Source organism: Corallococcus aberystwythensis (assembly GCF_003612165.1).
GTDB lineage: Bacteria > Myxococcota > Myxococcia > Myxococcales > Myxococcaceae > Corallococcus > Corallococcus aberystwythensis.
The window spans coordinates 1-14,229 of sequence record NZ_RAWK01000065.1 but is presented as its reverse complement, the minus strand read 5'-3'; the positions used below and the strand labels follow the sequence as shown (position 1 = coordinate 14,229).

Genomic DNA, 14,229 nt, shown 5'->3' with positions numbered 1-14,229 from the left:
ACTCGCATGACGAAAGCGGACATCATCGAGGGGGTCTACGAGAAGGTCGGCTTCTCCAAGAAGGAGTCGGCGGAGATCGTAGAGCTCGTCTTCGACACCGTGAAGGAGACGTTGGAGCGCGGGGACAAGATCAAGATCTCCGGGTTCGGAAACTTCCAGGTGCGCCAGAAGAAGGCGCGCGTGGGCCGCAACCCGCAGACGGGCAAGGAGATCGAGATCAGCGCCCGCCGGGTGCTGACCTTCCGTCCGAGCCAGGTGTTGAAGAGCGCGCTGAACGGCGAGGCACCGCCGGAGAACCACGCGGAGATCGACGCGCAGGAAGAGGCGGCGGCGGACGCGGCGGAGGCCCGGGGCGAGGACTTCGACGAGGGAATGGAAGAGGGCGACGAGTAGGTTTTTTTCACCAGCGCCCGTCACCTCGCGCTTGACCCAGGAGAGCGGCGAGGGCATAAGGGCGCACCGTTTCACGACGGCGGTTCACGGGGCGTAGCGCAGCCTGGTAGCGCACTTGCTTGGGGTGCAAGTGGTCGCAGGTTCAAATCCTGTCGCCCCGACCAAAATGAAGGCCCTGGAGTTTCCGGTGCAAGCCGGTGACTCCAGGGCCTTTGTTTTTCAGCACAGATGCATCAGGTCAAAATCGCCAGGGGCGCGGCTTCCGCTGCGAAGGGCGACAGGTCGATGCGTGTCGCGGCGAGTGCTTGCTCCAGGACGTGCGGTTCCACCGCCTCGACCAAGTAGTTGATGAGGTCATCCTGCCTCGGCTGTCCAAAGGCCAGCCGGTAGATGGCGAGCGACTTGGACAGTCGCACAGCGCGCTCGAACTCGCGGCTCAGCGGGAGCGCGAGCACATGGCGCTCGATCCGCGCTCCGTCATCCACGGGGTACACCCAGTACGGCACGATGTCCGTGCTCCCCTCCGGACGCGACCGGCGCGCCTTCTCGAACATCACCTCCCAGATGTCCGTGGCCGCATCGTTGAGGGCCTCCAGCCCATGGGTTCTCGCGACGTTCTTACGGACCGCATGGCCCTTGTAACGGTGCACGCGGCCTTCCCGCTGCTCGAGGTCCACCGGGTTGCTGGGCAGATTCCAGTGCACGACCGCGTGGCAGTAGGCGTGGAAGTCCAGACCCTCCTGCCCCACGGAGGTCGTGGCGACGACGAAGGGCCAGAACGGCGAATTGAATGCCTTGCGCACCGAATCCGCGCGGGTGGCCACCTGCCCGTCGTCGGACCTCTCGTCTCCGAACCTCAAGGCGAAGTGGCAGCGCATGCGGCGAACCTCCTGCCGGACTGTCCGCCCGCTCTCACTCGGCTCCACGTCGTATGTGGTCAAGCTCGCGGTGCGCAGGGACAGCGCCTTGGCCATGTTCTCCGCGATTTCGTGGACCCGCTCGGCGGCGCTTCCTGTGACCAGCCCCAGGTGGTCCCGGAGCACGTGCGCGTACTCATCCAGCACGGCTTGCAGACATCCGTCCACCGAGTAGCGGAGCACGGTCCGCCAGTAAGGCAGACCTCGGGGCTCGCCAACCTCGCGGTGCAACATCTCCGCGAACTCGGGCTGATTGAACAAGGCGCGGAACGCCCAGGCAGCCATCGCTGCGGCGTCACGGATGCGGACGCCCGCCACTTCGCCCAAGGCATCGGTCCGCAGTTCCAGGACGCGGAGCATCGACCGGAGGAGCGTGACTCCCGGCGCGGCGATCGCCATCTCCGCGAGCACCTCCACGAGGTCATCCGGTCTGCGGCCCAGCGGGTCCGCGCTTCCTCGCAACATCTCCCGCGCGGTCTCCACGTGGGCCTGCCACGACGGCTCCGCCTGCTCCTCGGAGGCTTCTCCTCCCATCCACAACCCAGGCAGGTCGTCCCGGTCAAACCATGTTTCGGTGGCATGCGGCTCGATGGCCCGGTCGAGGAGGAGCGGGGCCGCCCAGTACCACCGCTCGTCCACGCGTCCTTCAGGCGTACCCGGCGGCAGACGCCGCAAGGCGACCTCGATCTGCATACAGGCCGCTGAAAGCACCTCATCAAGATCGACGAACCCCTCGCCCGGAGTGCCGTCCTGGAACGACTCCGCGGCGAAGCGCACAGGGTCACAGGCGCGAGCGAGGAAGACGCAGGGGTAGAGTAGGGCGAGGATGGGCATGCCCGTCGGGCGACCATCCGCTACCTGGAAGCGGAGCGCGGCCCCCCTGCGGCGCCGGCGCTCGGAGGAGTAGCCGTCGCGCTGCTCGCGCCCGAACATCCGTCGCTCGGCCTCGAAGCTCAGCAGCGCCGCGATGGCCCGAGGGGCGAACTTCCAGGAGGAGAAGACGAGACGCTTGCTGACGTCCTTCGCCCCGGGCTCACCCCAGGGGCCGCGAAGCCGGTAATAGGGGAGGGACGGAGACAGCCAGAGCATGCGGTGTGCACCGCGTCCGAGGGTCTGCGCCACGAGCTCTCGCATCCGGGCGTTGCCTAAATCGATCTCCGCGTAGCGCTCGACGCTCGACCACGGGAGGCGGAGGTTGCCTGGAGCCGTCAGCGCCCGGGCCAGCTCGAAGCGCGCCTGCCCGTCCTCGCTCAGCCCCAGAAGACTGCGCTTGAGCTTGTAGCCCTCGTCCATGAAGCTCAAGGCGTACGGCGTGCTCTTCCAATAGTCGAGCGTGTCGTGGTGGTCGCACAGCCGGGCGACCTTCTGGAGGGCCAGATATCCCAACGCATCGTCGCGGGTCAGCTTCGCGTCGGACGATGGAATCTCCTTGAGCATGCCGTTGCGGTCGGGCGTGGAGGCCAGCCGCTCGGTCCGGACCATCACCCGCCGCAGGCGGTCCTCCAGCTTCCGGCGGACCCCCTCGAGCTCGCGTCGGCGCTCCACGTCCCCCAGTTGCATGAGGCCACGGCGGTACTGCTGGAAGAGCCCGTCGATGTCGTCCGCACCCGCCGGCTTGCGCTCCAGGAACCGGAGCGTCCGGACGAAGTCCTGATAGTGGTCCTCGCCCCCAGCCTCTGTGGCTGTCGTGTACATCTTGTAGGGCGTCGCGGAGAGCAGGAGGGTTCGCACGCCCTCGAACTCGAAGAGCGCGCGCGCCAGCTCGCTGGCCTCGTCCTGCCCGTCCAGCAGGTGGCTGAAGCGCTGGAACTCGTCGAGGACGACCAAGTCGGGCTCCAACGTCGCGACACAGCCGGATGCGAGTGCCGACCTCAGCTCTCCCACCAGCCGCGAGCGCAACCGCGACGTCGCGACATCCGGCTGACTTCGATAGGTAGGATACGCTTGGCACAGGTCTTCGAAGCGCGCGCGCAAGTCCGGCTCACCGCGCGCCCTGGCCGCGGCCGCACGCTTCTCGAGTTCCTTCGCGAAGAAGCGGGTGCTGTCTCCCGTGGGATCGAACTCCGAAAGCTGCATGCTGCGGACGCGGGCACGGAAACGCTCGCTGTCCACCCCTCCCTGGAGGACGTTCATCGCGGGGGCGCTGGTGCCCAGGCCCCACAGCCCGGTCAGCATCGCGTGGAGCAGGAGCCGCTCCTCCACGTGGCCCAGGCCTCCGCTCAGGTCGAAAGACGTCGCGGGCGTGAAGGAGATGAAGTTGATGCGGGAGGGAGAGTCCTTGAGCCGCCGCGCCTCCCTGGGAAGGAGCGTCAAGCGCGACGCGAGGGTGACGTGTTCTCCCTCGAGCTTGAGTCGGCTGACGTTCTGGCGCGCGATGTCCTCGTTGGAGCAGATGTAGACGACATCCAACCGGTCCACCCGGTCGCGCAGGTGCTGGAGGGTCCGCGCGATGACGCCCTTGGCGATCATCGTCTTCCCAAGGCCCACTTCGTCCGCGACCAGGAACCGGCCGGAGCCATCCGGGAAGAAGAGCCTCTCGAAGACGTAGTCCACCGTCTCCCGCTGGAAGTCCTTCAAGCCTTGCAGCGCGTGCGCGGCGCCCGCAAGGACTCCTGCCTCCGTTGACTGGCTCACGCTGCCACCTTTCCCGTCAGGACCTGGCGCGCCGCCCAGATGGGTTGCCACGCCGCCAGGAAGCCCTCTGGCAGCAACTTCCGCCCCTCGTCTGTGGAGAGGAGATCCTGCACGACCTGATGAATGGCGTCGAGACGCACGGGCGCACGGTCCAGCGTCCGCACCATGGCTTCGAGGAGAGGCACTTCCGTCCCGGCGCCAGCATCCTTCGCGCCGGGCGTGGACTCTGTCGCATCGAACCCCGCCAGGCCTTCCAGGATGTCCATGGGGTCAGAGGCCAGGAGCATTCGCAGGAAGCGGAGCACCTTGGCGGGCTCATCGAGCATCGACTGGAGGATTCGCGCCGCTCGGTTCGCGGGAGCGTTCTGGAGGACCGCCGTCACGACGAAGACGGCTTCCGCTGTCTTGTCCTCCACGGCTGTGGCGAGGGAGAGCGCGAAGAAGCCCGTGAGCGCCTCGAAGCTGCGGGCCGCGAAGTCGACGCCCGCGCAACCCTCACGCAACTCGAGCGGGAGCGCGTAGGTGTCCCGAGGCAACGAGATGGGCCAGACGTTCACAGTGATGTTCTCGGGGACTTCGACGGGCTCCTTGGACCGCAGGCGCGTCGCGAACCCCTCAGGGCCCTCCGTGACCTCGGCAATCCAGGTCACCCGCCCGAGCTGGCCCCGGGCGACGCGGAGGCGTTCCTCCAGGGCCGTGACGGCCGGATCCTCCTCAGCGGGCTTCTCGGGAGGAGACCACGAGGCAAGCAGGGCGCGCAGCCCAGGCTCACCTTGCCGACCCTCGAGGAGGGCATCGATGCCGACCTGGCTCTTCTTACCGGTCAGCTTCACGAGGAACTCGACGTTCTGGTGCAGCGCCGCGCTCGTGGCGTTGGCCGAGCCCGTCCAGACATGGGCGTTCCAGCCGTCATCCTGGACGACCAGCTTGGCGTGCAGGCCTGTTGGAGGCGGCGAGCCCTCGCCGTCGCGCGCAGGCACCTCGCCCGTGTCCCCCAGCTCCAACATCTCAGCCCCATCGTGCAGTACGCACACCTCGAAGGAGGCGAGGCTCTCCCGGGGAAGCTTCGCCAATTCATCCATGCGAGACACGAGGATGCCTCCCTCCGCGAGCTCTGCTAGCGCTGGCGCGGTGACGAAAGGAGAGACGATGAGCGCTCGGGAGGCCGTCTCCAGGGGAGGGCGCTTGTTGTATCCGGCCAGTCCCATCGGGTGGAACTGCAGCGCTTCGAAGGGCGGGGGAAGCTCGAAGCGGACCCGTCCCAGTTCGCTGGAGATGAGTTCGACGTCGTCCTCCACCCGACGGGGTGGAGGACGCACGGCGAGGGAAGGAAGGGCGCGGAAGAAGTCCGCCAGGGGGCGGTTCGCGGAGAAGGACTTCTCCCGGTCCGCCAGCACCCCATCCAGGATGAGCGCCGTGTCCCAGGACGAATCGAAGGTGAGGTTTCGCGAGAGACAGAGCACCCGGTACGCGACCTCCCCTGCGTCGCCTACGAGGCGGAGCGCCCACAGCTTCGGGTGGAAGACGCCGCCTTCGCTTGGGGCGTTCACCTCGACGACGGAGTCCTCCACGTAGGCGAGCAGCCGCTGGTACCGGGGCGGGGCAGAGATGCGCGTGCTCTGACAAAAGATCGTGGTGCGCTCCGCGTGGTCTCGAACAGCCTTCAGCAGGGCGAACGGGTTCAGGTGCTCGCTGGCCTCCGCGCCGCTCGTGGCGTCCTCCTTGCTCGCGATGCCATCGAACAAGGAGAAGGCCAGCGGCGCGGTGAGCAGCGCCATCAGGTCGAGCGTGTAGGTTGTCGCGAGGGCGCGGTCGATTCGGAACCCCTCGGGGGGCCTGAGCGCCTCAAGCAGGACCCTTCGGGTGTCAGGCGCGAGCATCGCGACCTCCCAGGCCGGCGTGAATGTCCATGAGGATGCGGGCGGCGCTGTGCCACCGGTACGAAATCCGATCCACGCCGGAGGCTCCATTCCAGAGCTCGAGGGCACGGGGATTCCCGAGCCGCGCACGGGCTCCCTTCAACTGACGCTCGCGGTCTCGCAACAGCCTTCGGACCGATACGTCATCGGTCGCGCGGTGCACGCTTTGCCACGGCGCGTATTCCTGCCACTGCTCCACGAAGCGGTGGGTGGCTCCGCTCACGTGAGTGCGCTGTTGGACGAGGAGCCAGAACTCGCTGCGCTTCCAATGGGAGAGGGCATCGCTGCGCGCTCGCAGCTCCGTCACCCACGTCTCGAGTTCCTCACGGAATGTCGTGGTGCGCTCGTCCCTTCGAGGCCCTGCGGGAAGCTCCTCGGCGAGCATGAGGTTGTACAGCAGCGCGGCGCCGTGCATCGATTCCGCGAGAAGCTGGCTGTGATGGAGGATGTCCTGGATGTGGGCCGGGAATTCGGCTCGCTGGGGATGAGCCCAGGGATACGGGGCTTCCACCGTCTTCCCTCGCAGCACGAGGAACGCGAGGAGCGACTGGCGCGCGGAGAAGCAGATGCGCTCGGCGAGGTAACGGGCCTCGTCCGGACGCAATTCGAAGTCCGCGCCTTCCGGGAAGGTGTCCGGAGCCGGGGGCAGGTAGGCATGCCAGGGGACCACCCGTCCGCCGTCGAGTGACTCACCATCATCATCACGCGCGCCGTCCGCCGCCGTGTGAAGGAACTCGAAGTAGCGGTGGTACTCCTGTTGCGAGCCTGGGTAGAGGCGGATCTTCCAGGCGCCGAGGCCCTGCCAGTAAACGTTGCTGGGCAGGCGTTTGAGGGCGGCGCCCGCCACCTTACCGAGCACGCCTGCCGTGTCCGCCGACTCGAGCAATGCGTCCCGCAGGTGGATCTCCTCCTTGCGCGCGCGCGCCGCGACCTTGTCCTTCGTCACGGACTTCTCATGCAGTTGGCGGTACATCCAAGGCACGAAGAGGAAATAGCGTGCGCGTGTCTGGATGGTGCTCGTTCCCGGAAAGAGCAGGTCCGCGAAGGTGTCCCGGATAGCGCCCAGTCCGAGTTCGTCCCGGGTGTCGGTCTCCTTGAAGCGGTCCACGGCTTCGAGCACACGACGCCGGTCGTGCTCCGAATGATCCAGCCACGTAAATGTAGACGGCATCAACCCCCCGGGGAGTGAGGCTCTGAATACTAGCGCAGTTCCCACGCCCGCCAGAGATGCTCGGACAGCGTCAACGTGGGTGCTATCGGACCTCGTGCGTCAGGCGCCCGATACAACCTGTGAGAGTCTTTAGTGTCTGTGAATCCTGGGTCGCAATACCACCTATGAAGTATTGACATACATCTGGATCTCAGTGCGCGACACTTCGTGTGCTGGGTTGTCAATACGGCGAGTGCGTTCTCGCTCGTGGGTCAGAACTTGGGTGGGGGGCAGTCCCGTGACCCTCCGGGCACAACCTGCGTATGCTCCGTGGGTTGGTGGCGTTCAGCCACATGCTCGTTCAGACGGAGGCAGGCCCTTGATCAGCTCCCTCATCCGCCAGGTCGTCAGCACGGTGCAGACGGCGGTCACGAAGCCTCCGGTGGCCCCGACTCCGCCCGCGCCGCCGCCCACCGCCGCGCCCTACTTCCAGGACGGCATGGACCCAACGAAGTCCAGCCCCGTGAACCTCAGTGGCTCCGGGACGGCGCCTTCGGCTACGGCTGCCGCGAGCGTGGACTCGCCGCTGATGAAGGCGAGTGGCGGGGAGAAGGTCGGCCCGGAGCTCATCCACCTGGACGCGGGATGGACTCCGCAGGGGCAGGGCTACGACGCCAAGCGCGGCGAAGTGCTCACGACCTATTACAACGACGACCACCGGGTGCTCCTGTCCGTGCAGGACAAGGACTCCGGGAAGGAGACACACCAAGCAGTGCTCGGTGGGCCGCCGCCCGCGGGCCCTCCCAGCCATGGTGGCGGTGTTTCGACGGACGGTGACCACGTCTACGTCTCCGACACGGACCACATCTACGTCTACACGCGCGAAGAGATCGAAGCTGCGCAGAACGAGTGCCGCGAGGCCATGCCCTCCCAGGTCATGGATGTCCCCAAGCCCGAGGGGCTGACCGATCCCGCCACGGGCATCGGCCTCGTGTCCGCGGGCAGCTACATGACCGTGAAGGACGGCTACGCGTACATCGGTGGCTACAGCAAGGACGGCGATGGCAAGGCGGGCGCCGTCTGGCGGTACAAGATCGATGAGCAGACCGGTGCGCTCATCGAGGACTCTCGCGAGGGCCCCATCCGTGCTCCGGACCGCGCGCAGGGGATGACCGTCACCGACGAGGGCATCATCTTCACCACGGGTGACCAGAAGCTCATCTACCAGCCGTTCACGTCCACCGAGGACACCTTCTCCGCGGACATCGACAAGCGGGTGGATATCGGCAACGGGCTCATCGACCCCTATGCCCAGGGCGTCAACATCATCGACGGCGAGATCTGGGTCACCTACGAGAGCGGCTCGGACAAGTACCGCGACAACGTTGACGAGCCCCGTGAGCACATCCAGCGCATCCCGCTGGAGGATCTGGACCTCGAAGCGGGATGCCTCACGGCGGAACAGCTCGAAGGTTGAGGGCTACACGGTCGCGGTCGCCTCCACGTCATTGAGCGTGAAGTCGTCCATCGTCAGCGTGCCCACCACGTCGATGGACAGGCCCACGCTGAGCGCCTTCGCGGCGGAAGGCGCGGCGGGCGTGGTCCATTCCGCGAAGGTGTAGCTGCTCTTCGCGGGCAGCAGCGGGCCCTGGGACCAGTAGGTCCAGGCTCCCGCGCTGTTGCGGTAGTAGGCCTTGAACCTCACCTGCGTCGTGGCCTTGTACCAGGCGGTGATCCGGTAGTGATGCCCCGTTACCGGCGTGGGCGTGCAGCTGCTGTCGTCCTGCCTTGTGATGAGCTTCCGGTCTCCGTCGGAGATCTGCGTGATGCGCACCTGCTGGGCCCAGCTCCCTCCGTGCGCATCCGACGTCCGCGTCCACGTGAACGTGTTGTTGCCGAAGCCGCCTCGCTGCCAGCAGTCCGGTGTTCCGTCGCCGTTGCTGTCCGCTTCGAGCGACGGGTTCTTCAGGAGCTGCCCGGGGGGCCAGCTCACCGGGGGCTTGAGGGCTCCGCCGATGATCGCGTCCATCGTGGCCACGGTGGTGCCTCGCGCGGCTCGGGTGGCCAGCCAGTCGATGAACGCCGTCAGGTTGGCGGGCGAGATGGAATAGGTCTGAGGCGGGTCGCACGGCCCGCAGATGTGGTGGAAGACGATGGGCACCCAGCCGCCTCCGGACTCCTCGGCTCGCAGCACGTAGTTCTTCAGGTCCGTGAGCGTCGTGGTGGCCTGCACCGAGCCGTGGGTCCGGATGGCGTACTTGTCCGCGGGCGGCACGGGTTCGGCGGCCGGGCTGCTGCCGGTGGAGGTGGTCCGCAGACCGCCGCTCTCCCTCGCGGAGTTGTAGTTGCCATCAATGACGATCTGCCGCGTGGTCGCGTCCTTGTCGCCGAAGGGGTAGGCGAACGATGTGATGCGGAAGCCCGCGTTCAGCAGGGCAACGCGGTCGTTCCAGATCTCCCTGCGCTGCTCGTCCGGCGACAGCTCCGTGAGATGCGGATGGGTCAGCGTGTGACCTCCAATCTCATGGCCCTTGTCCCGGAGCGCTCTCACCTGGGCGAGCGTGAGGCGGCCAGACTGCCCGAGCCGGCTGCTGTTGATGAAGAACGTCCCCCGCATTCCGCGGGCCTCCATGGCGGAAGCCGCGATGAGCTGGGACGCCAGGCAGTCGTCGAAGTTCAGCGAGACGACCACCTGGCCGGGCAGGAGGGCGATGGCTTGGGTCGTGGGTTCCATGGTGGGTGCTCCCCCTTGTGCACGAAGGCTTCACCCACAACGTGTGCACGCTCCGCTATTCGAGCTTCGACGTCGCGTCGATGATCAGCTCCGTCGTCGTGAGCTCCGGATCCGCGAGGATCTCCGCCTCGTTGAAGCGCACGGGACGGAACTGCTTGCCGGAGAAGAGGTCCGTCTGGTCCGCGAAGTGCGGGGACTCGGGGTTGGCGGACTCCGCGTAGGAGAGGACCGCGTTCGCCTTGGGACCCTCCGCCGTGAATTCCATCACCATCAGGAAGCTGGTTCCGAAATCGACCGGGTAGCCTTCCGGCGTGAGCCCCGTGCCGGGGGAGAGCAGCGGGCCCTGCGGCTGGGGCTGCGGCAGCAGCGTCGCATTCGCTCCGGAATAGCCGACCACGTTGGTGACGCCCTCGAAGGCCGCGCCTCCGTGCAGCGGCACCTTGCGGTCTCCCTTCCAGGCGAACTGCACGTCCCCCAGCTTCGTCCCCACCGCGATGCCCGCCTTGCCCAGGAGCGCCACGGCCTCCGCCAGCTTCTGGTTCACCGGGTCCACCCCCGTCACGGGAGCAGGGACCAGGCCGGCCGGCGTCACCGCCGCCCTCGCCGGATCGAAGGGCTGCGCGAAGAGGCTGCCCTGGTCCACGAGGTCGGAGCGGTTGTGGGCGTTCAGGAACTCACGCCAGACGATGGCGCCCGTGCGATCCAGCTCCAACCGGCCGTCCCACGCCGCGAGCAACTGACACGCCTCCGTGATGTCCACGGGCACGTCCTGCACGAGGACGGGCCCCGCGCCCTGGCAGCGCTGCACCACCGCCGTGCGCAGCTGCTCCGCCACCCAGGTCCGGTTGCTCAGGATGGCCTGCTCGGCTTCCTCTCGCGTGAAGCGCCCGTCGCTCCCGGCCGCCGCGGTGGCTCCTTCCTCCGTGATCAGCGTGAGGTTCATGTGCGAGCGCGTGCTCATGCGGCCTCGCGTTCCGTAGATCTCGTAGAGGAAGGGCAGGTTGATCAGGGGCTCGGCGGGGTTCACGAACGTCGCCGGATCATTCGCGTTCATCACGAAGTCCGTCCGGCGGAGCTGCGGCATGACGGTCGCCGGCACCAGGCCGTGCGACTCGCCCTCCAGGCCGACCCATTCGTCGCGGGACGTGCTGCCGTCCAGGAGGACGAGTCCCAGCGACGCGAACACCGGCGCGTCCGGGGTGGACTCGAGCGCGTCGCGATAGGCCGCCACCGTGGCGGGGCTCAGGTAGGGGACGCGGGAGGCATCCACGTAGCGCGTGTCGCCGGCGGCGCTCGCCAGGAGCGTGTTCACCCAGGGCGCGCCGCGCACCGTGCGCTCCACGTCCGCTGCCTCGTCGATGCTGTGCGCCGTGTTCAGGCGCAGCCAGTGCTCCACGAAGCGGGGGTTGTCCTCCGTGGCGTCGCGCGTCGTGTACGCGGTCTCTCCCGCCCAGTCCGCTCCAGGGCCCGCGAGCATCGGACCGTAGTGGCTGCGCCAGAACGTGCGCGTCTCCTGCGTCATGCCGCCGTCGTCTCCGCGCACGGCGGCGGTGACGGTCCGCGACGTCATGCGGCGGACCGCTCCGTCATAGACGTACGCCGTGGGGTCCCCTGGCACGAGCTTGAGCCGGTACAGCGTCATGTGGCTCGACGCCGTCACAGTGTGCGTCCACGCGATGTCCCGGTTGAAGCCGATGTTGATGGCCGGCACGCCCAGCAGGGACACGCCGTACACGTCGAGCTTGCCGGGGATGGTCTGGTGGCTCTCGTGGAAGCGGAGGCTGCCCTCCCAGGGGAAGTGCGGGTTGGCGACGAGCATGCCCCGGCCGCTGGCGGTCTTCTCGCGCCCCAGCGCCCAGCCGTTGCTGCCCAGCCCGTCCTTGCGCGGCGGTATCGCGAGCGGTCCCGACCGCGGCCCCTGCGCTCCTGCCTCCACGCTCGGAGGCTGCGCGTTCCCCACGTAGCCGAGCAACGGCACCAGCGTGTCGTTCAGCGACAGGTCCAGGTGGTACGCGAGCAGGTCATACGCGCTGATGGGCTTCACCCACGCGGCACCCCGGCACGCGGCAGGACGCTGATCCGCCGGCACGTCCTTGAGGTACTGGTTGTAGCCAGCCGCGTAGCCCTGCACGAGGTCGCGCAGCTCCTGCGACTGCTCCGCGAAGGCGGCTTCGGCGCGGGTCCGCAGCGCGAGCCCCAGGTAGGTGAAGTCGCTTTCAAGGTAGGCGTCCTGGGGTCCCCGGCCCAGGTAGCGCGCGCGCTCGCCGCGGACCTTGAGGAATTGATCCGCGAGGATGCAGACCGCGTCCTGCGCCTGCGCATAGCCGATGCCGGCTCCCAGGCTTCGGTATCCGTCGGCCTGGATGTGGGGGATGCCGTAGGCGGTGCGGTGAAGGGTGGCCTTGAGCGGGGAGGGCGCCGGTGGATCATCGTTCCGGCAGCCGCCGAACGCCGTCAGGGTCAGCAACAGGGGCAAGGAGATACGGGATGTGCGCATGGGTCGTCAGCCTCTCAGGCAAGGCTGACAAGGCTATCCGCTCTAAGCCCGGTATCCACGGTCCGATGGGCAGTGGTGGCCTCGTCAGACCCATGGCATAGGCTGCGCCCCCAACAAGGAGCCGACCATGTCGTACATGCTGGTGGTGAAGCAGGTGGAGGTCAGCGCGCCGCGGACGGCGGAGGGGAAGCGCGTGTCGGAGGAGCGCATGAAGCGGATGCTGGCCTTCGGTGCGGCCCTCCAGGCGCGAGGCATCCTCCAGGCCGCGGACTCGCTGCGTTCGGACGCGGAGGGGATCCGGGTGGAGCGGCGCGACGGGAAGCTCAGCTTCAGCGACGGGCCGTTCACCGAGTCCAAGGAGATCATCGGCGGCTTCTTCCTCATCGACGTGAAGACGCGCGAGGAGGCGCTGGAGTTCGCCACGCAGTGCCCCGCCGCGGAGTGGTCCACCGTCGAGGTCCGCCAGTGCGGTCCCTGCTACGATCCGTGAGCGGCGCAACGTGGACATGCCTTGGGGCAGCCACGTCTTCTCTTGGTTGGAACCGGCCTGGGGAGCACCTGGAGACTCACGGGAACAGGCGCAGGAGATACGGATCATAGGTGTCCGGCGTGGTGGGCTGGAGCGTCCCCGTGCCGAAGTCCACCGGGGCGCGGAAGCCGCCCGTCACGGCGACCTCCCCCTCGCGCGAGACGGACAGGCCCCCAAAGGTCGTGGTCTCCGCGGGGAAGGTGCGCACCCAGTCGCGCGCGCCCTCCACGCGGTCGTACTTGTTGACGAAGGCGTACAGGGCGGACTCCGGGGGCAGCGGGCCCGAGCCCACGTCGTCCCCCGGCATGGCAAAGCCGAGCACCGTCAGGTGGTCCTCGTGGTCCGAGCGCACCTGGAAGACGACCCCGCCCAGCTTGCGGCCCCAGCGGTCCTCCCCGTCGCGCGTCATCGCGAGCACCATGCCCGCGCTGCCCACCGCGGGCGCGATGAACGTGCGCCCCCCGAAGTCGAAGCGGCCCCTGAAGCGGCCCACGGGCACCACGCGGTTGCCGTGCACCGCGATGTCGCTGAACCGGGTGAGGGCGGTCGCGTCCTCCAGCGTGCGGGACCAGACATGCTGGCCGGTCGGGCTGAAGCGGGCCACCACGGCTGTCTCCACTCCCGGCGCGGACGGTGGCAGCGGGCCGCCGCCGAAGTCCGTCGCTTCGTCGAAGGAGCCGGCGATGTAGAGGTGGTCCTGTTCGTCGGTGGCGACGCCTCCGAGGAAGGCAGTGGCCGGGGAGGCGAACACGCGGTCCCACAGCCAGGTCCCCTCGCGGGTGTACTTCACGAGGAAGGCGGAGACGGGGCCCGTGGTGCGCGGGCCGCCGCCGAAGTCCGCCGGCCCCTCCACGGCGCCCGCGAGGATGACGTGGTCCCCGCTGTCGACGGCCAGCCCGGGAGCGCCGTCGTAGTTGCCTCCCAGCTTCCGAACCCAGCGCACCTCGCCCTCGCGCGTGAACTGCACCAGGAAGAAGCCCGTCACCGTGACGCCGCCGAGCACCACCGGGTGTGACGTGTTCCCGCGCACGGTGATGTTGCGCTGGTGGTCCGTGGCTGCGACCTCGAAATAGGTGTCCGGGAAGAGGGCTCCCGCCGCCGCCCCATAGCCGTGGGACCACAGCAACTGCCCGTCGCGCGCGTACTTCACGATGAAGGCGTTGTGCCCGGACTCCGCGGCGACCGCTGGCAGCGCGCCGCCGCCGAAGTCCGGCGAGCCCTCATACGTGCCGACGACGATGTTGGCGCCGTCCCGGTCCGTGGCGACGTCACCCGGCAGGACGTCATCTCCCGGAGAGCCCACGCCGCGGCGCACCCAGCGCGTCTGGCCCCCGGCATGCCGCGTCTCCAGCGAGGCCTCCGAGGCCCGCGCTCCGAAGTCCTCCACGGGGCCCTGGCCACAGCCCGCGCCCAGCGCCACGCCCCACCCCACCGGTTGCCGGGCCACGGTGGCGGT

The 14,229-nt window shown here is 68.1% G+C and carries 9 protein-coding genes and 1 tRNA gene; 4 read left to right on the top strand and 6 right to left on the bottom strand.

The genetic code is table 11. The features are described 5' to 3' along the window. The first annotated feature begins 6 nt into the window (after positions 1–6). Both D7W81_RS13090 and D7W81_RS13085 read left to right on the top strand, forming a co-directional pair. A complete protein-coding gene (locus D7W81_RS13090; RefSeq protein WP_014397244.1) occupies positions 7–393 on the top strand; it encodes an integration host factor subunit alpha in 387 nt (128 codons plus the stop codon). 87 nt (positions 394–480) lie between these two features. Beyond that, positions 481–557 (top strand) — tRNA-Pro (locus D7W81_RS13085). A 69-nt stretch (positions 558–626) separates the two neighbouring features. On the opposite strand, the gene D7W81_RS13080 is transcribed toward D7W81_RS13085, so the two are convergent. Genes D7W81_RS13080 through D7W81_RS13070 form a run of 3 tightly spaced genes read right to left on the bottom strand, consistent with a single transcriptional unit; the run spans position 627 to position 7,034 of the window. Further along, positions 627–3,944 carry a helicase-related protein gene (locus D7W81_RS13080; RefSeq protein ID WP_120555697.1) on the bottom strand — a complete coding sequence of 1,106 codons (3,318 nt, stop codon included), beginning with the start codon at positions 3,942–3,944 and terminating at the stop codon, positions 627–629. Next, positions 3,941–5,824: a phospholipase D family protein gene (locus tag D7W81_RS13075; protein ID WP_120555696.1), complete on the bottom strand. Its 1,884-nt coding sequence runs from the start codon at positions 5,822–5,824 to the stop codon at positions 3,941–3,943. Before D7W81_RS13075 ends, D7W81_RS13080 begins: the two co-directional genes overlap by 4 nt. Next, positions 5,811–7,034, bottom strand: a complete 1,224-nt coding sequence (locus tag D7W81_RS13070) for a DUF6361 family protein (RefSeq protein ID WP_244227188.1) — start codon at positions 7,032–7,034, stop codon at positions 5,811–5,813. The genes D7W81_RS13075 and D7W81_RS13070 overlap by 14 nt, the downstream gene beginning before the upstream one ends. A gap of 358 nt (positions 7,035–7,392) precedes the next feature. Here D7W81_RS13070 and D7W81_RS13065 point away from each other — a divergent pair, with 358 nt between their 5' ends. Next, on the top strand, positions 7,393–8,490 hold the full coding sequence (locus tag D7W81_RS13065) for a hypothetical protein (protein ID WP_120555694.1): 1,098 nt from the start codon (positions 7,393–7,395) through the stop codon (positions 8,488–8,490). Positions 8,491–8,493: 3 nt separating this feature from the next. Here D7W81_RS13065 and D7W81_RS13060 read toward each other — a convergent pair whose 3' ends face one another. Together D7W81_RS13060 and D7W81_RS13055 are read right to left on the bottom strand one after the other, a co-directional pair. After that, positions 8,494–9,747, bottom strand: coding sequence for a polysaccharide deacetylase family protein (locus D7W81_RS13060; RefSeq protein ID WP_120555693.1), 1,254 nt, complete (start codon positions 9,745–9,747; stop codon positions 8,494–8,496). Between the two features lie 55 nt (positions 9,748–9,802). Then, positions 9,803–12,244: a penicillin acylase family protein gene (locus tag D7W81_RS13055; RefSeq protein ID WP_120555692.1), complete on the bottom strand. Its 2,442-nt coding sequence runs from the start codon at positions 12,242–12,244 to the stop codon at positions 9,803–9,805. Positions 12,245–12,371: 127 nt separating this feature from the next. Here D7W81_RS13055 and D7W81_RS13050 point away from each other — a divergent pair, with 127 nt between their 5' ends. Next, positions 12,372–12,734, top strand: a complete 363-nt coding sequence (locus tag D7W81_RS13050) for a YciI family protein (RefSeq protein WP_120555691.1) — start codon at positions 12,372–12,374, stop codon at positions 12,732–12,734. Positions 12,735–12,810: 76 nt separating this feature from the next. Here the strand turns inward: D7W81_RS13050 and D7W81_RS42335 are convergent. After that, a partial coding sequence (locus D7W81_RS42335) for a hypothetical protein (protein WP_120555690.1) occupies positions 12,811–14,229 on the bottom strand: 1,419 nt, incomplete at its 5' end.